Genomic DNA, 21730 nt, shown 5'->3' with positions numbered 1-21730 from the left:
ACGTTGCGCTCGCGCAAACTCCGGGATTCCCCGGAGGCGGCGGCGCCCGGTCACACCGCGAGGGCGTGGCGCTTGACGGTCAGGGGCAGGTAGGCGTCGAAACAGGCCGCGACGACGCGCATCAGGCGCGAGGCCGCGGCGGGAATCCGGATCCGCCGGCCGGCCACCTGGCAGAGGCCGTCCGCCTGCAGGGCGGCGGCGGCGCGGATCGATTCGTCCAGGACCGACGGATCGAAACCGTGCTGCCGACAGACGGCGCCGACATCGACGGCGAGGTCGCACATCAGCCGCTCGATGACGGCGGCGCGCAGGTCGTCCTCCGCGGTCACCCGCTGGCGGCGCGCCACGGGCAGGCGCCCGGCCTCGACCTCGCGGCCCCAGATGTCGGTGGTGATGGCGTTCTGCACGAAACCCTCGGCGAACCGCCCGATCGACGACGGTCCGATCGGAACTAGCACCGGGGCCGGATCGTCGGTGTAGCCCTGGAAGTTGCGGCGCAGCCGTCCCTCAGCCGCGGCCATCGCCAGAGGATCCCCGGGCAGGGCGTAGTGATCGAGCCCGATACGCACATACCCCGCCGCCAGAAGGGTTTCGTCGGCCGCCTCCGCCTGTTCCCAGCGGCCGGCCACGTCCGCAAGGTCGGCCTCCCTGATCATCACCTGGTGCTTCTTCATCCACGGCACGTGGGCGTAGCCGAACACCGCCACACGATCGGGCCGCAGGGTGACGGCCGCTGCGGTCGAGGCGGCGACGTTGTCGGGCGTCTGGCCGGGAAGTCCGTACATCAGGTCGAAATTGATCGCCGCGACGCCCGCCTTGCGCAGCCGGTTGCTGGCCGCCTCCACCATCCCGAAAGGCTGGATGCGGTTGACCTTGGCCTGGACCTCCGGATCGAAGGTCTGGACCCCGAGGCTGACGCGGGTCACGCCCGCCTCGCCGGCGGCGTCGATGAAGGCCTCGGTCAGCATGCCCGGGTCGAGCTCGGCGGCGACCTCGGCCCCCGGCCGCAGCCGGAACCGCTCGATCATGTGCCGGGCCAGGCCGATGAAGTCCTCGGGCGACAGGGCGTTGGGGCTGCCGCCGCCGAAATGCAGGTGCGCCGCCCCCGCGTGCGGCCCCATGGCGTCAGCCCACAGGTCCACCTCCAGCCGCAGCGTCTGATAGAAGGCGCGGACCCGGTCGTATTCATGGAAGACGCTGGTGTGACAGCCGCAGTACCAGCACAGCCGCTTGCAGAACGGCACATGGACATAGGCCGAGATCGCCTGGTCGGTCCGGGTCGAGGCGAGCCAGGCGCGGGTCTCCCCCTCCCCCTCGGCCGGTTCGAAACTGACGGCCGTCGGATAGCTCGTATAGCGCGGCAGGTTGCGCTCGACGTGCGGCCGCCAGGCGGCCGGAAGGGCGGAGGGCATGGATCATCCATCTGAACGGCGAGCCGGGCTGAAGCTCGACCCGCGTCCAACTAGCCCCACCCCCGGGCTGGCGAAATTCGGGGCTTTCACCTACGGGATATCCCGGAGGTCCGAGTGACGGCGACGCCTGAGCAGCAACGAATGACGGTCTGGGGCTGGGCCTTCGACTCGCGCCACCCCTGGCTGGGGCTCGGACTTGCGATCGCCGGGGCGGCCCTGGGCCTGACCGTGCGCATGGCTCTGGCCCCGTGGCTGGACGAACGCGTCGCCTTCCTCTTCTTCGTGCCCGCCGTGGTGGTGGCCGCCGCCCTCGGCGGGGCCGCGCCCGGAGCCGTGGCGACCGTGCTGGGGGCGATCGGCGGCCTGGTCGTCACCTGGTCCGTCGCTGACCGGACGAGCGGGGACATCGCCGCCGTCGTGGTCTTCGTCTGTCTCGGCGCCGCCATCAGCGCCGGCGGCGAGATGTTCCAGAACATGCGGCTGCGGGCGGTGAACGTGAACCACGACCTGCGCGCCCGCGAGGCCCATCTGCGCTCCATTCTCGACACCATACCCGACGCCATGGTCGTGATCGGCGAGAGCGGGATCATCCAGTCCTTCAGCCAGGCCGCGGAAAGGCTGTTCGGCTGGACGCCCGACGAGGTGATCGGCAAGAACGTCAAGATGCTGATGCCCTCGCCCTACCGCGAGAACCACGACGGCTACCTGGAGCGCTACCTGACCACCGGAGAGCGCCGGATCATCGGCGTCGGCCGGGTGGTGGTGGGCGAGCGCAAGGACGGCTCGACCTTCCCGATGGAGCTGTCGGTCGGCGAGATGATTTCGGGCGACCAGCGCTTCTTCACCGGCTTCGTCCGCGACCTCAGCGAACGGCAGCAGACCGAGCAGCGGCTGCAGGAACTGCAGTCGGAGCTGGTGCACATCTCGCGGCTGACCGCCATGGGCGAGATGGCCTCGGCCCTGGCCCACGAGCTGAACCAGCCGCTGTCGGCCATGGCCAACTATCTGAAGGGCTCGGCCCGGCTGCTGGCGGCCGATCCGGTGCCGCGGGAGCGACTGCTCGACGCCATCCAGAAGGCCGGCGACCAGGCCCTGCGCGCCGGCGACATCATCCGCCGCCTGCGCGATTTCGTCGCGCGCGGCGAGGCCGAGCGCCGCGTCGAAAGCCTGCCCAAGCTGCTGGAGGAGGCCAGCGCCCTCGCCCTGGTGGGGGCCAAGGAGCACGGCATTCGCGTGCTGTTCCGGTTCGACCCGGCCATCGATCTGGTGCTGGCCGACAAGATCCAGATCCAGCAGGTCGTGCTCAACCTGATCCGCAACGCCATCGAGGCGATGGAGGAGTCGCCGCGCAAGGTGCTGGAGCTGCGCATCGACGCGGTCGACGACCACGCCCAGGTCACCGTCAGCGACACCGGTTCGGGCATCAGCCCGGACATCGCGGACCAGCTGTTCCAGCCCTTCATCACCACCAAGCGAACGGGTATGGGCGTCGGACTGTCGATCTCGCGCACCATCATCGAGGGCCACGGCGGCCGCATCTGGGTCGAGGACAATCCCGGCGGCGGGACGCGATTCTGCTTTACGCTGACCGCCGTAGGACAACAGGAGTTATACGATGCCGACTGACCTGGTCGTTCATATCGTCGATGACGATCCGGCCATCCGGGACTCCCTGTCGTTCCTGCTGGAAACCACCGACATCGCGGCGCGCACCTACGACTCGGCGCCGGCGCTGCTCGCGCGGGCGGACCGGCTGGAACCCGGCTGCATCCTGACGGACGTGCGGATGCCGGAGATGAACGGCCTTGAGATGGTGCGGCGGCTGACGGAGTTCGGCGTGCGCCATCCGGTCATCGTCATGACGGGGCACGCCGACGTGCCGCTCGCCATCGAGGCGATGCGCGCCGGGGTGAAGGACTTCATCGAAAAGCCGTTCGACGACGAGGCGCTGCTGTCCTCGATCCGGTCCGCGCTCGCCGTCGGGGCGGAGGCGATCGAACAGGAGGGTCAGGGAGCCGAACTGCGGGCGCGGCTCGAGTCGCTGTCGCCCCGGGAACGTCAGGTGCTGGACGGGCTGGTCGCCGGCCAGGCCAACAAGGTCATCGCCTACGACCTCGGGCTCAGCCCCCGGACGGTCGAGGTCTATCGCGCCAACGTCATGACCAAGATGCAGGCGCGCAGCCTGTCCGAACTCGTCCGGATGAGCATGGTCGCCCAGCGGGCCTAGTGCGTGGCGGCCCCCAGGGCGTTGCGCACCGAGTCGCGCAGGGCGTCCGTCAGCAGCGGCTTCTCGATGATCTGCACCCCCGCCAGCGCGGCCTGCGCGCGAAGCGCCCGGCGCGGATTGGTGGTGATCAGGATCGCCGGCAGGTTGACCTCCGCGGCGCGCAGACGCTCCAGCAGGTCCAGGCCGTCGATGCCGGGCAGATTGTAGTCCAGCACCAGACAGCCGCGCGTCGGCAACGGCGTCGACGCGAGCAGGGTCTCGCCGTCGGCATAGGCGCAGACCTCGAACCCCTCCAGCTCCAGCGAGAAGGTCAGGGCGTTGACGACCGCCGGGTCGTCCTCGACCAGCAGGATGGCCGGCCGTCGGAGATCAGCGACGGTCATGCCCGAATCCGTTCCAGAAGATCGCGGCGCAGCAGCCGGACGTGGCGGCTCGAGCGGGCTTCGATCAGGCCCTGGTCCTGGAGCTGCGACAGCGTGCGGGAAACGGTGTGGATGGTCAGACCCAGGTGATCGGCCATGTCCTGGCGGGTCATCGGCAGGTCCACGATGTCGTCCGCGCCGACCCGGTCGGCGTAGTCGAGCAGGAAGGCGGCCACGCGCTCGGTGGCGCCCTGCCGGGCCAGGATCATGGCGTGGTCTTCACTGCGGTGGAAGGCGCGCACCGACATCTGCCACAGGGCGCGGGCGAGGCCGCTGTCGGTCGCCGCCAGCCGCGCCAGATCCGCCCGGCGCACGGCCGCCACGGTCGCGCCGCCGAGGGCGTCCGCCGTGGTGCGGTATTCCAGGCCCGCCTCGAGGCCCAGGAAATCCCCGGCGACATGGAATTCGGTGACCTGGCGCCGGCCGTCGTTGAGCAGGCGATAGCTGATCGCCGCGCCGCTCAGCACCCGGTAGACCATGCCCGCCCGGTCGCCCTGGCGGAAGATTTCCGCGCCCGCCGCCAGAGTGGCCCGAACCGGGGAGGCGGCGATGGCGAAGGCCTCGCACAGTTCGCAGCGCTCCAGCGCCTTCGGCGCGACGGGCTTCGCGGCGCTGCCGGGGGTCTCTACGGTATTGAGAAGTGCGGGCACGCTGGCCTCCGGGGCGGCGATCTGACGCTGGAGTTTTAGGCCCCCTCCGACGGCCTCGATATTTGGGAGAGCTCCCTAAGGGATTTCCCCTAGTGGACAGCCCCCGGGTTCGTCCCTGATACGGCGGCCAATCGCGCCCGCCAGCGAGGGAGCCGTCCCAATGATCGACCCCCGGAGCCTCTCCAGCTCGGAGATGTTCGGCGCACTCGAGGAACCGGCCCTCGCCGCCATTGTGGCTGCCGGTTCCGCCCGATGTCTCGCCGCCGGCACGACCATTTTCGCCCAAGGCGATCCTGGCCTCACCTGCCACAGTCTGCTGGAGGGGCGGGTCAAGATCGTGCAGACCCGCCCGGACGGCGGTCAGTCGATTCTCAGGTTCATCGGGCCGGGTGAGATGTACGGCACCGTCGCGGCCATGATGAACAAGCCTTTTCCGGCCGACGCCGTGGCCGTCGTGGACAGCGTCGAGATCGTCTGGTCGGTGGCTGCGATGCGCCGCCTGATGCGCGAATGGCCGGAGATCGGCATCGGTTCAACGGCCTTCGCGGGCGATCGGCTGTTTGAACTTCAGCAGCGGATGGGAGACCTCACCGGCGAACGCGTCGAGAGGCGGATCGCCCGCGCCTTGCGCCGGCTGTGTCAGCAGGCCGGTCGCCATACCGCCGAGGGGATTGAAATCGACTTTCCCCTGACGCGACAGGACCTGGCGGAGATGGCGGGCGCCACCTTGCATACCGTCAGCCGCACCCTCGCCGCCTGGGACCACCGCGGAGTGACGTTCAGCGCACGCCGCCGTGTTATCATTCGTGACGTCGAGGCCTTGGCGGCGTTAGCCGCGGACGGCGCCGACGCCTGACGCTTCGGCCATCCACGCAAGCAAGAAACCGGGGCCGAAGCGGCCCCGGTCTCGCTGCCGCGCTTCGGGCTCAGCGGAGTTGGGTCAGGAACTGTGCAAAGCGCCGGCGGGCGAAGTTAGGAGCCCGCGCCGTCGCGGCTTGGACCGCGGCGAGGTTCGGATCCTCGGTGCCGACCTGAACCATGCCGACCATGCCCATGCTGTAGTGCGGCGCGCATTTCACGCCGTAGACGCCGGGCGCCGTCACCCGCAGGACGAACTCGCGGCCCATCGCCCCGCGCTGCACGGTCACGCCCGCGGGCAACATGCCGGCGATCAGTTCGGCGTTGTGTCCCGGATTCGTCGGCACATAGCGGATGGTGTCGCCGGGCCGGGCGTGAACCACGGCGGGCGAAAAGACCATGGCGCCGCCGGGGCCGCTGTTCAGCATCTGCACCACGTGTTCGCCTGCCACCGCCTGGCCGGCCAGGGTCATGGCGGCTCCGGCGACGAGAAGGGGGAGGAGTTTCTTGAGCATCGTCCTGGACCTTGTGAAAACCATGGCGCGAAGGGCTTCGCGTCATGACCCTCTTCTAGGAAAGCCCGGCTCTAGCGACGTTGCGCATGAGCAACCGCCGCCTCCGTATCATTGCGGAGGCGGGCCGCGCGGCCGGCCAGCAGCATGCGGTTTTCCAGATCGACCTGCGCCTGCCAGTCGAGATGAAGCCGCTCACAGAGGGCGTACAGCGACCGCCAGGTTCCACACGCATGGACCGGCGCCTTGAACCCTCCGGTCCTCTGATCGAGCCGCCGCCAGCGCCTCGCCAGATCCTCGTGAGCCGCGATCATGTCGTCGACGGTTTCCCCGGGCAGCGCGTCCACGCCGGTCATCAGCATCGGGAAGACGACAGACTGTTCGCGTTGCTGGTGGACGATGGTGCGTTCCAGGATGTCCTCCAGCTGATCCAGGAGGCCATGCGGCCAGGCGTCGTCCTGCCGGTGGACGCGCTCCGCCCTCGCCGCGAGGGCGATGGCCTGTTCCAGGTGATCTTCCTGTTCCGAATGGCGGCGGCGGCAAAGGCGGGGGGTCATCGGCGTCAACTCGTCCAGCGTTTGAGCCAGATCGCTCCGTCTGGCCTCCGGCGTCTTTGCGCTCGCACAACTCGCCGCCGGCGGGAATCGGTCAGCGTCTCCGGTCCAAGGAGGACGCCATGGCATTCGACAACCCGCTCGCCGCCGAGATCTGGACCAGCAAATACCGCTTCGCGCCGGACGGCGGCGCCGGCGATCAGACCGTTGAACAGAGCTGGGCCCGCGTCGCCGCCGCGGTGGCCGAGGCCGAAGCGCCGAAGGCGCGCAAGCCATGGCGCGACCGCTTCCTCGACGCCCTCGCGGATTTCCAGTTCCTCCCGGCAGGGCGGATCATGGCGGGCGCGGGCACCGGTCGGGCCGTCACCCTGTTCAACTGCTTCGTCATGGGAACCGTGCCCGACAACCTGAGCGGCATCTTCGAGGCCGTGCGAGAGGCCGCCGTGACCATGCAGCAGGGCGGCGGCGTCGGCATGGACTTCTCCACCGTCCGCCCCTCCGGCGCGCCGGTGAAGGGAGTCGGCGCCGACGCCTCCGGCCCGCTCAGCTTCATGGACGTGTGGGACTCGATGTGCCGCACCATCCTTTCGGCCGGCCAGCGGCGCGGGGCCATGATGGGCTGCCTGCGCATCGACCACCCCGATATCGAGGCCTTCATCGACGCCAAGCGCGACCCGCTGCGGCTGCGCAATTTCAACGTCTCGGTGCTGGTTCCCGACGCCTTCATGGAGGCGCTGCAGGCCGATGGCGACTGGCCTCTGGTGTTCGGCGGCCAGACCTTCCGCACCGTCCGCGCCCGCGACCTGTGGAACCGCCTGATGCAGGCCACCTACGACGTCGCCGAGCCGGGCGTGATCTTCGTCGATCGGGTCAATGCGCAGAACAATCTGGCCCACTGCGAGACCATCTCGGCCAGCAACCCCTGCGGCGAGCAGATGCTGCCGCCCTACGGCGCCTGCCTGCTCGGCTCGATCAATCTGGCGCGACTGGTGCCGGCGCCGTTCCAGTCGGGCGCCGCCCTGGACGAGGCGCGCCTCGGCGAGCTGACCCGCACCGCCATCCGCTTCCTCGACAACGTCATCGACGTCTCGCGCTTCCCGCTTGAACAGCAGGACGCCGAGGCCAAGGCCAAGCGCCGGCTCGGCCTCGGAGTCACCGGTCTGGCCGACGCCCTGGTGTTCTGCGGCGTCCGCTATGGCACGCAGGAGGCGGCCGAGACCACCCGCCGCTGGCTGGGCGTGATCAAGCGCGAAGCCTACCGCGCCTCCGCCGAGCTCGCCGCCGAGAAGGGCGCCTTCCCGCTGTGGGACCCGGCCATGTTGGACACCCCCAACCTCAGGGGCCTGGATGAGGAGACCCGGGCCCTGATCGCGCGCAACGGCCTGCGCAACGGCTGCCTGACATCGATCGCGCCCACCGGCACCACCTCGCTGATGGCCGGCAACGTCTCCTCGGGCGTCGAGCCGGTTTTCGCCTACGCCTACACCCGCAAGGTGCTGCAGAAGGACGGCTCGAAGCGCGAGGAGGCGGTCGAGGACTACGCCCTCACGGTGTGGAAACGCCTCCATGGCGACGCGCCGCCGCCGGAGCACGCCTTCGTCACCGCCCAGACCCTGACTCCCGCCGATCACCTGCGCATGCAGGCCGCGGCCCAGGAGGTCATCGACAGCTCGATCTCCAAGACCGTCAACTGTCCCGAGGACATCGCCTTCGACGCCTTCGCCGATGTCTATGTCGAAGGCTGGAAGCTGGGCTGCAAGGGCCTGACCACCTACCGCCCCAACGCCGTCACCGGCTCGGTGCTTTCGGCGGTGCCGGCCGAGGCCGCCAAGCCTCCGGCGCCCGCCGGTCCGCCTGCCGAGCTGAACCTCAGCCCCCGCCCCGAGTCCCTGACCGGCGCCACCTACAAGATCAAATGGCCCGACAGCCCGCATGCGGTCTACGTCACCCTCAACGACGTCGACGGCGGCGACGGCCCGCGCCCGTTCGAGATCTTCATCAACTCCAAGAATATGGAGCACTACGCCTGGACCCTCGGCCTGACCCGGATGATCTCGGCGGTGTTCCGGCGCGGCGGCGACGTGTCCTTCGTCGCCGAGGAGCTGAAGGCGGTCTTCGATCCGCGCGGCGGCGGCTGGCTGAACGGTCGCTATGTGCCCTCGCTGCTGGCGGCCATCGGCGGCGTGATCGAGCGGCACCTGGCCCGCGACGCGGCGGCCTGCGTCGAGCACGAGCACGACGAGGCGGTGGAAGTCTCGGCCCCGGCGGCGGCTGCCGGCTCCAAGGCCTGCTGCCCGCGCTGCGGCACGCCCGGCCTGGTGCGCAAGGAAGGCTGCGACACCTGTTTCGACTGCGGCTATTCAAAGTGCGGCTAGGCTGAAGGCCTCGTCATCCCGGACCCCGCGAAGCGTCGGTCCGAGATGACCGGCCTGTCCCTCAGTACCGGTAGTCGAGGATCAGCCAGCCCTTGTCGGCGTCGCCGAAGAGGGGGTGGTCGCCCTCGAAACGCGCCGCCTTCAGCTCGACCGACCAGTGGCCGTCGATCGGCAGCGAGGCCGACAGGTCAAGCTCGCGGCCCAGCCCGAAATCACCGTCGGGGTCGTGGAAGGCGTGCGCCTCCGCGGTCAGCCGAAGAGTGCGCCCGAACGCCGGGAGTCCGACATGGCCGCGCAGGAAGAGATCGCGAACGCCGAACGCCGGCGTGGTCGTGATCACATCCGACCAGCCGAGGAAGCCGTGCCCCGAGCCGAGTGGCGTCTGGAAACCCGCCGTCCCGTCCCCGTCGAACCGCTCATAGCCCAGAGCGGCGGACCAGCGTGGCGTCTGCATCCCCACGGCGACCGCCTGGAAATCCACGGAATAGTCGGCCGGGTTGGCGCCGCCGTCGGACTGGACCGCGTACTCTCCCGACCAGGTCAGCGACATGTCCTCCTTGAGCGGCCTGGACCCGGCCAACCGGAGGCCGAGCGTGGTCGAGGACTGCGCCGGCGCATTGTCCAGGTCGAGGCTCAGGCCGAAACCGCTCACCCGCCCGACCGGCGTGTCCGCCTCGGCCTGCAGCAGATGGATGTCGCCGCGCCAAACGCCCTGGGGATGCTCATGTCCGAGCGGGCGCTGCACCCGGTCGGCGAACACCCAGGTCACGGTCACCGGCTTGAACGCCGTCGTGGAGAGCCGCACCGCGTCGAAGGTCTGTTCGTTCTGCCGCCAGCCGGAGTTGCCGACGAACCGGCCGTTGCCCACGATCAGCCTCTGCCGGCCGGCCACGACCTCCGTGCCGGTCAGCCCGGTCCAGCGCAGCTGCGCCCGGTTAAGCTCCAGCGTCTCCCCGTCGGCGACGGCGGGACGGCCCGGAGTCGGATCGACCGGGGCCGAATAGCGGTCGTCGAGCACCGCGAGGCCTTCCCCCTCGACCAGCAGCTGGAGGTCGGCCACGGTCGGTGAACGCCAGCCCAAACGGGTCCGCAGGGTCAGGGCGTGGGCCTGCCGGGCGAAGCCCTGCTGGTCCACCGTCTCGCTGCGCAGCCGGTTCTCGAAGATGATCCGCGCACCCTCGTCCGCGGTCTGGGCGAGCGCGACGGCGGGTAGAAAAACGGCCGCCAGGGCGGCGGCCGAAACGGCCTTGAGCATGGCCTCGTCTCCGGAAAAAAAGCGGCCGCCGGAGCCATCCCCGGCGGCCGCGCGCCGCAAGCTGCGGCTAGTGTCCCTGATGTTCGGGCGTTCCGGGCGGAACGTCGAAGATCTCGGCGTTCGCGGGACCCGTCACCGTGATGATGCCCGCAGCCCCGCGCTCGGCGCGGCTCAGGGCGTGGTCGACCATGACGTAGTTGCCGGGAACCTCGAAGGTCAGGTCCACCACGGTCGCCCCGCCCGGCGCGACCAGCACGGTCTGCACGTCCTGGATCGGCTCGCTGACCAGCGACGCGTCCTGATAGACCTGGTCGAAGATCTCGCCGATCACGTGGAAGCTCGAGATCTTGTTCGGTCCACCGACGCCGAAGTAGATGCGGGCGGTGTCGCCCACCTCGGCCTGCAGCGCCCGTTCGCCGGTCAGGGCCTTGAACGCCCCGTTCATCACATAATAGGTCGGCCGTTCATCCAGCAGCCTCTCGACGCTCTCGGTCAGCAGCCCTTCCGTACCCAGGTCCTCCTCGGTGTAGAGCTCGCCCTGCATGACGTAGAACTCGTGGTCGACCTCGGGCAGGCCGCCCTCGGGCTCGACCAGGATCAGGCCGTACATGCCGTTCGAGATGTGGCTGGCGACCATCGGCTCGGCGCAGTGATAGACGTACAGACCCGGCTTCAGCGCCTTGAAGCTGAACGACTTGTGCTCGCCCGGCATGGCGTGGGTGGCCTCGCCGCCGCCGCCCGGTCCGGTGACCGCGTGGAAGTCGACGTTGTGCATCATCGTGCTGTTCTCGTTGTTGGCCATGTTGACCTGGACCGTGTCGCCGACCCGCACGCGGATGAAGGGCCCGGGGACCCGATTGTTGTAGGTCCAGTAGGTGTAGCTGGTGCCGTCTGCGAGCTGGCCGATCACCTCGGTGGTCTCCAGGTTGACCACGTGGTGGCGCGGGCTGCTGGCGGTCAGCGGCGCCGGCAGGTCCGTGGCGCGGCGGACGATGTCCACGGCCGCCGCGGGCGCCTCGGCGGCATCAGCCTCCTGGGCCAGAACGACCCCCGGGGCCGTGGCGGCCAGGGCGAGGGCGGCGACGCCGGTGAGCAGAGCGATCAGTTTCATTTTCGGTCCCCGGGGGCTGTTGCTTGCCCCGATGCGCAGACCTCTAGGAGCGGCCGGGAGGCCGGACTTTGCGCGGGAACAACCTCGGCCGGGGGGCGCCGCAGTCCGCCGCAGGCGCCACCGCAGCGCCAAAATTTTTTGTATTGTTTTCCGAGGTTTGCCGGGGTCAAGGTCGGCGGGGTGGGCGGCTCGGGACCTTCCCCTAAGGGTTCATACGGAGGCGCCGGAAGGGCCTCAGCCGCCCAGTCCGGCGAACAATCCCAGCGGATCGTGCGCCCTCGCCACGGTGACGATAAAGCCGAACACCAGCAGCGCCGCGACCCAGAAGCCGATGCGGACCCGCCGCGGCCGGGCGACGGCGAAGGCCTGGGTCCCGAGGCCGATATAGACCACCAGCAGCGTGACCTTCACGGTCAGCCAAGCGTCCACGAAGGGGTACTGCCGGACGATGGTCATCAGCATCAGGGCGGCCGTCAGCAGGGTGGTGTCGATGACCCAGGACAGCAGCCGGACCGGCAGCGTCCTCGGCCAGGTCGCCCCCAGCAGGTTGAAGGCCCCGCCGCGCAGCGCGAACAGCAGCCCGCTGGCGGTCACCGCCCAGATGTGGACGGCGCGGATCTGGGCGTAGAATTCCTCCATGCCGGCTAGCGCTCGCCCCCGTCGAGCCGGGCCGGCTCATCCGCGACCTCGACCTCGGGCGCCTCACGCCTCGGCCGAATCCACAGGCTGGCGACAAACAGCCCCAGCGCGACGGCGCCGATGCTGAACACGACGTCGCCGGGCACCCGCATCCACACCAGCAGGTCGACGAGCGGCTGCTGCATGAACTGCTCCGAACGGGCGAACCAGTAGCCCTCGCGGACCGCCGTCAGCAGCTGCACCGTGCCCATCGGCAACAGGGTCAGCAGCGCCATCATGGCCAGGCCGATATTGAAGCACCAGAAGCTGATCCTGAGCAGGGTCTCGTTCCAGATCAGATCGGGCCGCATGCCGCGCAGGCAGAACAGCACCAGGCCGACGCCGAGCATGCCGTACACCCCGAACAGCGCCGTATGCGCGTGCAGCGGCGTCAGGTTCAGGCCCTGCATGTAGTAGAGCGACAGCGGCGGATTGATCAGGAAGCCGAACAGGCCGGCCCCCACCAGATTCCAGAAGGCCACCGCCAGGAAGAACATGACCGGCCATTTGTAGCGCCGCATCCACGGCGTCGACCCGGCCAGTCGCCACTGGTCGTAGGCCTCGAAGCCGATATAGGCCAGCGGCACGACTTCGAGGGCCGAGAAGCTGGCGCCCAGCGCCAGCACCGGCGTCGGCGACCCCGCGAAATAGAGGTGGTGCAGGGTGCCCAGAACGCCGCCGGCCATGAAGACGATGGTGGCGAACAGCACCGCCACCGTGGCCACCCGCACCGGGATCAGCCCCAGCCGGGTGAACAGGAAGGCGATCACCGCCGTGGCGAAGACCTCGAAGAAGCCCTCGACCCACAGATGGACCAGCCACCAGCGCCAGTACTCGACGATCGAGATGTGGGTGTGCTCGTTCCAGAACAGGGCCGCGGCGTAGAACAGGCCGATGGCCACCGTGGAGAGGAAGAACAGGCCGATGATCGAGCGCGACTCGCCGCCCGTTCCGCCGCGCTTCAGCGCCGGCCAAAGAGCGCGGCCGACCAGGACCAGCCAGATCATCAGGCCGATGAACAGGAACCACTGCCAGAAGCGGCCGCCGTCGGCGTATTCCCAGCCTTGGTGGCCCCACCAGAAATTGTCCTTCAGGTCCATCATTTGCATGACGGCCAGCCACTGGCCGACGAACGAGCCGACGACGATGATGAGCAGGCAGACCCAGAGGATGTTGACGCCGAGTTTCTGGAATCGCGGCTCGTGTCCCGAGATGGCCGGCGCCATGTACAGGCCGGTGCCGAGCCAGGCGGTGGCGATCCACAGCACCGCCAGCTGCGTGTGCCAGGTTCGGGTGATCGAATACGGCAGGATCTCCGCCATCTCGTAGCCGTAAACGAGCTGGCCCTCGACCTGGTAGTGGGCGGTCATGGCGCCGAGGAAGATCTGCAGCAGGAACAGCGCCAGCACGACCCAGAAGTATTTCGCGGTCGCCGCCATGGACGGGGTGATTACGATCTTGCGCATCGGGTCGGTCTTCGGCAGGTCGTGCGGGGCCTCCTTGCGCCCGTGCGTCACCGCATGGTGCCAGCCCAGCAGGGCGATTCCCGCCAGCAGGAAGGTGACGCTGAAGGCCGACCACAGGAAGGTGCTGGCCGGGGGCCGGTTGGCCACCAGCGGCTCGCTGGGCCAGTTGTTGGTGTAGGTGACGGTGTCGTTGGGGCGCTCCGTCGTCGCGGCCCAGGAGGTCCACCAGAAGAAGGCCGACAGGGCCTGGCGGTCGTCCGCCCGGGCGACGGTGCCGTTCTTCATGGCGTAGTTTTCGCGCAGTTCGGCGTGGGAGGGGGCCTCCCCGAACAGGTTCTCGTAGTGCGCCGACACCAGCGGGATGGCTGCGGCGCGGTCGGCGGGCAGGGTGATCGTCCCAGTAGCGGGATCGTAGGTGTTGGTGCGCATATAGGCGCGCAGCCGCCCCTGCAGGCCGGCCTGCTGTTCCTCGGTCAGGCTAGCGTAGTCCGGGGCGCCGGTGCGCCGCGCCCAGGTATCGAGCACCGCCACCGCCTCCCGGTGCAACCAGTCGGCGCTCCAGTCCGGCGCGACATAGCCGCCATGCCCCCAGATGGAGCCCAGCTGCATGCCCCCGATCTGCTGCCAGACCTGCCGCCCATGCTCGAGATCGGCGCGGGTGTAGATCACCTGGCCGCTTTCGGAGACCACCCGCTCGGGCAATGGCGGCTTGGACTCGTTGATCCGGCTTCCCGTCCACAGCAGGACCGCGAAGGACGAGATCAGGAGGACCGCCAGCCAGATCCACAGTTTCCGGGTGCTGTTCACGGGGTCCCTCCTGTACGGCGTCCGACAGAAGCTAACCCTGACAGTCGCGGCCATGTTCCGTCAAATCCGGGGCCGGAGACCACTTCAGTGGTGCGATCCGCCGGCTTGCAGGGTGAGGACCGGGGCCGGATGGGCCGGCCGGGCCGCTCCCGCGACGACGGCCTCGGTCCAGCGGGCCTCGCCCTGCTCGCAAGTCTGGATCACCGGAAAGGCCAGCGCGCCGGCTTCGGCCGGCAGCTTCGCCGCCAGCCCGAACTCCTCGAACTGGTCCTCGGGCAGCCGGCCGGTCCAGGTGATGGCGCTGACCCGCTCGGTCAGCACCCCGCCGCCCTCGGCCGGAACCGGCTGGGCGAGCGGCTGGCGCTCGATGGCGACGTTCCATCCCGCAGGAACCTGCGGCCGAGCGACGACGATGCCCTCCGGAATTTCGACGCGGACGGCGGTCGTGGCCGAGCCGTCGCAGCCGTGGCTGACGCGAAGCGCGCCGGCCCAGTGGCCCCCGGCCGTGGCGTTGGGCTGGGTGAAGACGACGTGGGCCTGGGCGGCCCCCGCGAGCGTGGCGGCGGCGAGGGCGGCGATCAGCAGAACGGGCTTGTTCACGGGATACTCCTTCAGAAGCTGGTGCGAAGGCCGACGAAGGCGCTGCGGCCCTCGCCTGGCCAGAAGACGGCGGTCGGAGCGACGCGGGCGTCGGTCACGGCCGAGGCGTTCGAGACATAGGTCTCGTCGGTGAGGTTGCGGGCGTCGAGGAACAGCCTGACCTGCGGCGTCACCGTCCAGGTGGCGTTCAGCGACCACACCATATGCCCGGGGCTCCTCAGGGTGTTGGCGTAGTCCACCCATCCGTCGGAGGCCCATTCCAGCGACGGCGCCACCGACCAGACGCCTTCGCGGCCGAAGCTCAGTTCGGCGTGGTAGTGGTGCTCCGGCATCACCGGCATGCGGCCGTCGCCATAACGGGCGTCGCCGTCGAAGCGGAAGTCCGACCAGGCCCAGGTCTGGTGCAGTTTCAGCGCGTGCTCTTCACCCTTCCAGACGGCCCAGTCGAGGCCGGCTTCGATCCCTTGGTGGATGGTGTCGCCGGCGTTGAACGTCGTGGCCGGGATGTCCGGCCCGGGCAGGAAGGTCAGCAGTTCGTTCTCGACCGCCATCCGGTACACGGCGACGTCCCAGGCGAGGGGGCCGCGGCGGCCGCGCGTGCCGATCTCGGCGGTCCAGGCCGTCTGGGCCTCGACGGGCACGAACTCGGGGATCGCCGCCTGCACCAGCGCCGAGAACTGCGGCGGCTCAACCGACCGGGTCACATTGGCGTAGACCTGCTGACCGCCCTCGCCTTCCCAGAGGACGCCGAGGCGCGGCGCGAACCAGTCGAAATCCCTGGACTCGTCTCGCGCCGGATTGCGGCGATCCTCATAGTCCCGCGTCGCGACGCCCCAGCTGCCGCCGGCGACCAGCGCCAGCGAGTCGGTGACGAACAGCCGCCCTTCGGCGAAGACATCGAGCGCGGTCGCCGTCTGCAGGTTGTCGCCGATCAGCGCGCCGCGGGCGCCGCCGAGGTTCTGGAAGGTGCGCCCCTCCAGTTCGCCGCGGCGCAACCAGGCGCCGAAGAACAGGTCCGCGCGCCGCGAACCCAGCTGACCGGTCCAGTCGAAACGGCCGAAGGCGCCGCTATTGAGGCTCTGCTGGTCGATGACGACCGAGATCGGGTGGTCGAGGTCCTTGACCGCCGCATAGACGCCGCCGTCAAAGGTCCATTCCCCGCCCAGGCGCCAGTGGGCCTGCAGCGAGCCGCGCAGCACCTGCATGTCGCGGCCGTAGTCTCCCGCGACGCTGGCCGGGGTGGCCATGGTCGGGCGCGACAGCGCATCGGCCAGTTCCAGCGCGCCGGGGATGTCGTTCTCGATGTCGGCGGCGCTGAGCAGCAGCCGGACCTCGCGTCCCTCCCCGAAGCTGCGGCCAAGGTTCAGCGACAACCGCTGCGACGCCTGGGCCGAATGGTCCCGGAATCCGTCGGCGGCCATCACCGTGGCTCCGGCCCACAGATCCCAGTCGCCCCATTCGCGGGCGATCTCGCCGTGCGCCCGGCGCGTGCCGAACGAACCGGCCTCGAGCCGAAGCGCGTTGTCCGCCGGCGCATTGCGGCCGGTCGGCGTGTTCAGCTCGATCGCCCCGCCCATGGCCGCGCCGCCGAAGCGCAGGGCGTTGCCGCCCTTCCACACCTCGATGTAGCGCGCGCCCAGCAGGTCGATTTCCTGGAAGTCGCCGAAGCCGTCCGCCTGGTTGAAGGGCACGCCGTCCTGGGCGATCACCACCCCCCGATTGTGGGCCGAATTGCCGATGCCGGAACCGCGGATCGACAGCCGCACCTCCTCGCCCCAGCGCTTCTGGGCGTAGACGCCCGGCACGCCGTGCATCGCGTCGCCGAGGTGGCTGGCCATGTGGTCGGCGTACTGCTCGCGGCTGACCACGGCCACCGCGCCGGGGGTCTCCTGGGCGGCGTAGCGGGCGGCCGAAACGGCGCGCGGGCTCAGCGGATCGGTCGGGGCGGTGATCACGACTTCGCCGAGGTCGACCGGATCCTCCATGGCCGCGAAGGCCTGAACCGGATCGGCGGGTGCGGCGTCAGGGCCCGGGGCGAGCGCCAGCAACAGGGCGGCGGCGGAAGCGGATGTGGCGAACATGGGAAGCGGCTCTGGAGTCGTCCGGCCCTGATCGGGCCGTCCTTCAGATCAGCCATCCGCCCCATCCCGACTTTGCGCCAAAGCAAGGCCGCGCCTCCGCAATTGTCCTTGGCGCCGGACCGGCCCCGACCGCCCACGCCCCGGCCGCCGACGCCGGAACCCGCTCACCGGCCGGGACGTTTTCCCGGTGTGGCGTCGCACGCCGCGGCGCCCCGTTGAACGAGGTGTTCCATGCGAGCCCTTCATCTGCACATGCCCCGGCTCGGCCGCCGGCCCATGGCCGGCCACGGCGCCGCTCATCATCATCTCTCGTCCGGCGAGCGCTTCTGGCGTCTCGAGCGGGCGTTCGACTATCTGGTCGTCGCCGGGATCGTCATCCTCGGCGGCTTCATGGTCTACGGCCTGGCCACGGCGTCCGGCGACGCTTCCTGGTTCTAGGATTCCAGCAGGCCCCGGACCGCTTCCGGCGGCCGGCACAGCGCCGCGCCCTTCGGCGTGCGCACGATCGGGCGCTGCACCAGCGCGGGGTGCTCGATCATGGCGGCGAGCAGGGTCTCGTCATCCGCCTCCAGCAGCTCCGGCGCCACGGCCGCCGCCTCCTTCTCCCTCAGGGCCTGGCGCGGCGTCAGCCCGGCCTCCTCGAACAGGCTGCGCAGCTGCGCCGCGTCCCAGCCGGTCTTCAGATAGTCGACCACCTCGGGCCGGTAGCCGGCCGCCTCGACCATGGCCAGCACATTGCGCGACACCCCGCAGGCGGGGTTGTGGAACACGGTCACGGGAAAGTCGGTCATGGGTCGCTCCTTGGCGCCGCGATCTAACATTTCCGCCCGCTATTTCCAGCCGCGCGGTTGCGCCTCGCCCGCGCCGCCCCATCTGGCCCCGATGACTTCTCCCGCCTCCGCGACCGCCTTCAAGGGCCCCGGCTTCCCCGAGTTCGTCGCCCTGATCGCCATGATGATGGCGCTCAACGCCCTCGCCATCGACGCGATGCTGCCCGCCCTGCCGGCCATCGGCGAGGCCCTGAACGTGGTCTCCGAGAACAGCCGCCAGTGGATCATCACCGCCTATCTGCTCGGCTTCGGCGTGGCCCAGCTGGTCTACGGCCCGCTCGCCGACCGCTACGGCCGCAAGCCGGTGCTGATGGCCGGCCTGTCGCTCTATGTGCTGTTCAGCGGACTGGCCGCCTTCGCGCCCAGCTTCGGCCTGCTCATCGCCGCCCGCGTCGGCACCGGCTTGGGCGCCGCCGCCCTGCGCGTGCTCGCCGTCTCCATCGTGCGCGACCGCTACAGCGGCCGGACCATGGCCCGCGTCATGTCGCTCAGCTTCCTCGTCTTCCTCGGCATCCCGATCATCGCCCCGACCCTGGGCCAGCTGGTCCTCAGCGTCGCGCCGTGGCCGTGGATCTTCGGCGTCCTCGCCCTCGCCGGCGGCTCCTTCATGCTGTGGGCCGCCCTCCGCCTGCCCGAGACCCTGCACCCGGAGGATCGCATGCCGATCCAGGTCGGCCGCATCGCCGGCGCCTTCCGCGAGGCCGTCACCAACCGCCAGTCGATCGGCTACACCCTCGCCATGACCGCCATCACCGGCGCCCTGTTCGGCTTCATCAACTCCAGCCAGCAGATCTTCTTCGACGTGTTCGAGGCGCCCGAGCTGTTCACCACCGTCTTCGCCATGGTCGCCGGCGGCATCGCCGTCGCCTCCCTGCTCAACGCCCGCCTGGTCGAGCGGCTCGGCTCGCGGCTGATCTCGCACGCCGCCCTGCTCGGCTTCATCGCCATGGCCGCCCTCCACGCGGCCGTGACCCTGGCCGGCCACGAGACGATCTGGACCTTCGCCGTCCTGCAGGGGCTGACCATGTTCTGCTTCGGCCTGATCGCCGGCAATTTCGGCTCGATGGCCATGGAGCCGATGGGCCATATCGCCGGCACCGCCTCCTCGGCCCAGGGCTTCATCTCGACCACCGCGGGCTCGCTGCTCGGCTTCCTGATCGGCCAGCAGTTCAACGGCTCGGTCGCCCCCATGGCGCTCGGCTTCACCGGCATGGGCCTGGCCGCCCTGCTCTTCGTGCTGGTCGCCGAGCGCGGCCGGCTGTTCAAGGCGCGCAACCCGGTTCCGGTCGCGGCGGGGGGTTGATCTTTCGCGCCGGGCGGGGCGTTGTCCGGTCCAGTCAGAAGAAATCCGGCCGCCCGCAGACGCGCGGGTGCGACCGGCCCCGAATGAGGAACGCCCCATGACCCGCACGACGCTCGCCGGCCTCGTCTCCGCCCTCGCCCTGACGACCGCGCTCGCCGCCTGCGGCGGGCCCGCCCAGGTCAAGTCGGACATGCCGCCCCTGCCGGCCTCGGCCACGGCCCCGGTCACCTACGCCCGCGACGTCCACTCCTACGCCCAGCCCCAGATCGCCCGGGTCCGCAACGTCGCCCTCGACCTGACCGCTGACTTCGAGCGCAAGATCCTCTCGGGCTCGGCCACCCTGACCGTCGCCGCCGAGCCGGGCGCGACGCAGATCGTGCTCGACACCCGCAACCTCGACATCCGCTCCGTCAAGGACGCCGACGGCAAGCCGCTGGCCTTCGTGCTCGGCGCGCCCGACCCGATCCTCGGCCAGTCCCTGACCGTGACCTTCCCGGCCTTCGCCGCCGGCGAGAGCCGCGAGATCGTCGTCGACTACGCCACCCGGCCCGACGCCTCGGCCCTGCAGTGGCTGACCCCCGGCCAGACGGCCGGCGGCCAGAAGCCGTATCTGTTCAGCCAGGGCCAGGCCATCCTGACCCGCACCTGGGTCCCCACCCAAGACAGCCCGGGCATCCGCCAGACCTACGAGGCCCGCATCGTCGCCCCGGCCGATCTGACCGTGGTGATGAGCGCCCAGCACCTGACCCCCGAGGGCGAGAACGCCGGCGAGGGCCGCAAGGCCTGGCGCTTCCGCATGACCAATCCGATCCCGCCCTATCTGATGGCGATCGGCATCGGCGACCTCGACTTCGCGGCCTTCGACGAGCGCAGCGGGGTGTGGACCGAGCCGTCGCGCCTCAAGGCCGCCCATGACGAACTGGTCTCCACCGCCGACATGGTCGACGCGGCCGAGGCCCTCTACGGCCCCTACCGCTGGGGCCGCTACGACCTGCTGGTCCTGCCGCCCTCCTTCCCCTTCGGCGGCATGGAGAACCCGCGCCTGACCTTCGCCACCCCGACCATCATCGCCGGCGACCAGTCGCTGGTCTCGCTGGTGGCGCACGAGTTGGCCCACAGCTGGTCCGGCAACCTCGTCACCAACGCCACCTGGTCGGACATGTGGCTCAACGAGGGCTTCACCTCCTATTTCGAGAACCGGATCATGGAGGCCCTGTACGGCCGTGACCGGGCCCTGATGCTGCAGTCGCTGGGCTGGAGCGACCTGCAGGCCAATCTGCGCGACCTGCCGGCCGGCGACACCCGGCTGCACCTCGACCTGACCGGCCGCGACCCCGACGAAGGCCTCAGCGACATCCCGTACGAGAAGGGCGCCGCCTTCCTGCGCGCCATCGAGGCCACCGTCGGCCGCGAGCGCTTCGACGCCTGGCTCAAGGGCTATTTCGAGCGCAACGCCTTCACCCCGATGACCGACGTCGGCTTCCTGCGCGACATCCGCCAGCACCTGGTGCGCGGCGACGCGGCGCTCGAGGCCCGGCTCCAGCTCGACAACTGGATCTATCAGCCCGGCCTGCCGTCCAACGCCGTGGCCCCGGTCTCCAACGCCTTCGTCCCGGTCGACGCCGCGGCCCAGGCCTTCCACGCCGGCGGCCCCGCCTCGGCCGTGCCGTGGAGCGGCTGGTCGACCCAGGAGCGCCAGCGCTTCCTCGGCTGGCGCCCGGCCTCGATGCCCGCCAACGGCCGCTGGCTCAGCAACGCCCAGCTGGCCGACCTCGAGTCGACAATGAAGCTGCGCCAGGAAGGCAACGCAGAAGTCGTCTTCGCCTGGCTGCAGATCGCCGTGGCCCACCGCTACCAGGCCGCCGTGCCGACGCTGGAGCATTTCCTGACCACCCAGGGCCGGCGCAAATTCGTCCTGCCGCTGTTCCAAAGCCTCTGGGCCCAGGGCGACTGGGGCCGTCCCATCGCCCGCCGCATCTACGCCCAGGCCCGCCCCGGCTACCACCCGGTGACCACCGGCTCCGTCGACGACGTCGTCGGCCGGCCGTAGGCAGCGGGCCGCCGAGCCCCGTCTCCTCCCCGTCGCGCAGCGATCAAGGCGGCGCGCGCGAGCCCGAAGCTGTCAGGAGCGCCGCTGCTTCTCGTCTCCTCCCCGTTCGCTGCTTGCGAATGGGGAGGGGGACCGCGAAGCGGTGGAGGGGTGGAGGAGGTTCGCATGCGATCCGTCGACGGGCGGCGTCACGGTCGTGCGGCGGAAAGCGCCCCTCCGTCACGGCGCGTATTCGCGCCGCGCCACCTCCCCATCGCTTCGCGACAGGGAGGAGACCGATCAGCCATGACGCTGTGCTGACAATCCGGGAATCCATAGTCGGGTTCAGCGGAAACTCTCCCGCCTTTCCAACCACATCCTCTTTTCCAAACCCCCTCTCCTGCGCACAGCATCCGGCGGGCGCATAATTGACCCATCCCGTCGGTGGGGAGGGCGTCGGATCCACGCTCCTCGATGGCGGCGGGCTGTGGTCGAGCGATGAAGCCCGGGGGCGGAGACTCCGGGGGTCCTCGCGGAGGTCGATGGATGGCCTCTGCTTG

19 protein-coding genes are annotated in these 21730 nt (G+C 69.9%); 7 read left to right on the top strand and 12 right to left on the bottom strand.

What is annotated here, in order from left to right; genetic code table 11:
* Window positions 1–50: 50 nt before the first annotated feature.
* Window positions 51–1412, bottom strand: a complete 1362-nt coding sequence (hemN, locus tag VEA98_RS03865; RefSeq protein WP_324811161.1) for an oxygen-independent coproporphyrinogen III oxidase — start codon at window positions 1410–1412, stop codon at window positions 51–53.
* Between the two features lie 114 nt (window positions 1413–1526).
* On the opposite strand from hemN, the gene VEA98_RS03860 reads away from it, so the two are divergent.
* Both VEA98_RS03860 and fixJ read left to right on the top strand, forming a co-directional pair.
* The gene (locus VEA98_RS03860; RefSeq protein WP_324811160.1) at window positions 1527–3038 is read left to right on the top strand and encodes a PAS domain S-box protein; all 1512 of its coding nucleotides are present in this window, start codon (window positions 1527–1529) and stop codon (window positions 3036–3038) included.
* On the top strand, window positions 3028–3639 hold the full coding sequence (fixJ, locus tag VEA98_RS03855) for a response regulator FixJ (protein ID WP_324811159.1): 612 nt from the start codon (window positions 3028–3030) through the stop codon (window positions 3637–3639). The genes VEA98_RS03860 and fixJ overlap by 11 nt, the downstream gene beginning before the upstream one ends.
* Here fixJ and VEA98_RS03850 read toward each other — a convergent pair.
* Together VEA98_RS03850 and VEA98_RS03845 are read right to left on the bottom strand one after the other, a co-directional pair.
* Entirely contained in the window at window positions 3636–4022 is a 387-nt protein-coding gene (locus VEA98_RS03850; RefSeq protein ID WP_324811158.1) for a response regulator transcription factor, read from the bottom strand. The genes fixJ and VEA98_RS03850 overlap by 4 nt on opposite strands.
* Window positions 4019–4711 carry a helix-turn-helix domain-containing protein gene (locus VEA98_RS03845; protein ID WP_324811157.1) on the bottom strand — a complete coding sequence of 231 codons (693 nt, stop codon included), beginning with the start codon at window positions 4709–4711 and terminating at the stop codon, window positions 4019–4021. The genes VEA98_RS03850 and VEA98_RS03845 overlap by 4 nt, the downstream gene beginning before the upstream one ends.
* Before the next feature lie 160 nt (window positions 4712–4871).
* Between VEA98_RS03845 and VEA98_RS03840 the strand changes: the two genes are divergently transcribed.
* Complete coding sequence (locus tag VEA98_RS03840) at window positions 4872–5567, top strand: Crp/Fnr family transcriptional regulator (protein ID WP_324811156.1); 696 nt, start codon at window positions 4872–4874, stop codon at window positions 5565–5567.
* A gap of 70 nt (window positions 5568–5637) precedes the next feature.
* On the opposite strand, the gene VEA98_RS03835 is transcribed toward VEA98_RS03840, so the two are convergent.
* Window positions 5638–6084 (bottom strand): pseudoazurin, encoded by a 447-nt coding sequence (locus VEA98_RS03835; protein ID WP_324811155.1) that lies wholly within the window; start codon window positions 6082–6084, stop codon window positions 5638–5640.
* A gap of 71 nt (window positions 6085–6155) precedes the next feature.
* Window positions 6156–6638, bottom strand: a complete 483-nt coding sequence (locus VEA98_RS03830) for a hemerythrin domain-containing protein (protein ID WP_324811154.1) — start codon at window positions 6636–6638, stop codon at window positions 6156–6158.
* 119 nt (window positions 6639–6757) lie between these two features.
* Here VEA98_RS03830 and VEA98_RS03825 point away from each other — a divergent pair, with 119 nt between their 5' ends.
* Window positions 6758–9010 carry an adenosylcobalamin-dependent ribonucleoside-diphosphate reductase gene (locus tag VEA98_RS03825; protein WP_324811153.1) on the top strand — a complete coding sequence of 751 codons (2253 nt, stop codon included), beginning with the start codon at window positions 6758–6760 and terminating at the stop codon, window positions 9008–9010.
* Between the two features lie 61 nt (window positions 9011–9071).
* Here VEA98_RS03825 and VEA98_RS03820 read toward each other — a convergent pair whose 3' ends face one another.
* The 6 genes from VEA98_RS03820 to VEA98_RS03795 all read right to left on the bottom strand — a co-directional run bounded on the left by VEA98_RS03820 (window position 9072) and on the right by VEA98_RS03795 (window position 17008).
* On the bottom strand, window positions 9072–10265 hold the full coding sequence (locus VEA98_RS03820; protein ID WP_324811152.1) for an alginate export family protein: 1194 nt from the start codon (window positions 10263–10265) through the stop codon (window positions 9072–9074).
* A 67-nt stretch (window positions 10266–10332) separates the two neighbouring features.
* Window positions 10333–11376, bottom strand: a complete 1044-nt coding sequence (nirK, locus tag VEA98_RS03815; RefSeq protein WP_324811151.1) for a copper-containing nitrite reductase — start codon at window positions 11374–11376, stop codon at window positions 10333–10335.
* A 234-nt stretch (window positions 11377–11610) separates the two neighbouring features.
* On the bottom strand, window positions 11611–12015 hold the full coding sequence (locus VEA98_RS03810; RefSeq protein WP_324811150.1) for a SirB2 family protein: 405 nt from the start codon (window positions 12013–12015) through the stop codon (window positions 11611–11613).
* Between the two features lie 5 nt (window positions 12016–12020).
* Complete coding sequence (locus VEA98_RS03805) at window positions 12021–14327, bottom strand: nitric-oxide reductase large subunit (RefSeq protein WP_324811149.1); 2307 nt, start codon at window positions 14325–14327, stop codon at window positions 12021–12023.
* An 84-nt stretch (window positions 14328–14411) separates the two neighbouring features.
* Window positions 14412–14927 carry a YcnI family protein gene (locus tag VEA98_RS03800; protein ID WP_324811148.1) on the bottom strand — a complete coding sequence of 172 codons (516 nt, stop codon included), beginning with the start codon at window positions 14925–14927 and terminating at the stop codon, window positions 14412–14414.
* A gap of 11 nt (window positions 14928–14938) precedes the next feature.
* Complete coding sequence (locus tag VEA98_RS03795; RefSeq protein WP_324811147.1) at window positions 14939–17008, bottom strand: TonB-dependent receptor family protein; 2070 nt, start codon at window positions 17006–17008, stop codon at window positions 14939–14941.
* 231 nt (window positions 17009–17239) lie between these two features.
* On the opposite strand from VEA98_RS03795, the gene VEA98_RS03790 reads away from it, so the two are divergent.
* Window positions 17240–17446 (top strand): hypothetical protein, encoded by a 207-nt coding sequence (locus VEA98_RS03790; protein ID WP_324811146.1) that lies wholly within the window; start codon window positions 17240–17242, stop codon window positions 17444–17446.
* Here VEA98_RS03790 and arsC read toward each other — a convergent pair.
* Window positions 17443–17799: an arsenate reductase (glutaredoxin) gene (gene arsC, locus VEA98_RS03785; RefSeq protein ID WP_324811145.1), complete on the bottom strand. Its 357-nt coding sequence runs from the start codon at window positions 17797–17799 to the stop codon at window positions 17443–17445. The genes VEA98_RS03790 and arsC overlap by 4 nt on opposite strands.
* A 91-nt stretch (window positions 17800–17890) precedes the next feature.
* Here arsC and VEA98_RS03780 point away from each other — a divergent pair, with 91 nt between their 5' ends.
* Both VEA98_RS03780 and VEA98_RS03775 read left to right on the top strand, forming a co-directional pair.
* Entirely contained in the window at window positions 17891–19141 is a 1251-nt protein-coding gene (locus VEA98_RS03780) for a multidrug effflux MFS transporter (RefSeq protein WP_324811144.1), read from the top strand.
* Between the two features lie 97 nt (window positions 19142–19238).
* Entirely contained in the window at window positions 19239–21191 is a 1953-nt protein-coding gene (locus tag VEA98_RS03775) for a M1 family metallopeptidase (RefSeq protein WP_324811143.1), read from the top strand.
* Window positions 21192–21730 lie beyond the last annotated feature (539 nt).

Source organism: Brevundimonas sp., from assembly GCF_035627055.1.
Taxonomy (GTDB): domain Bacteria; phylum Pseudomonadota; class Alphaproteobacteria; order Caulobacterales; family Caulobacteraceae; genus Brevundimonas.
The sequence above is the reverse complement of the archived record's forward strand: the minus strand, read 5'-3'. Positions and strand labels throughout refer to the sequence as shown.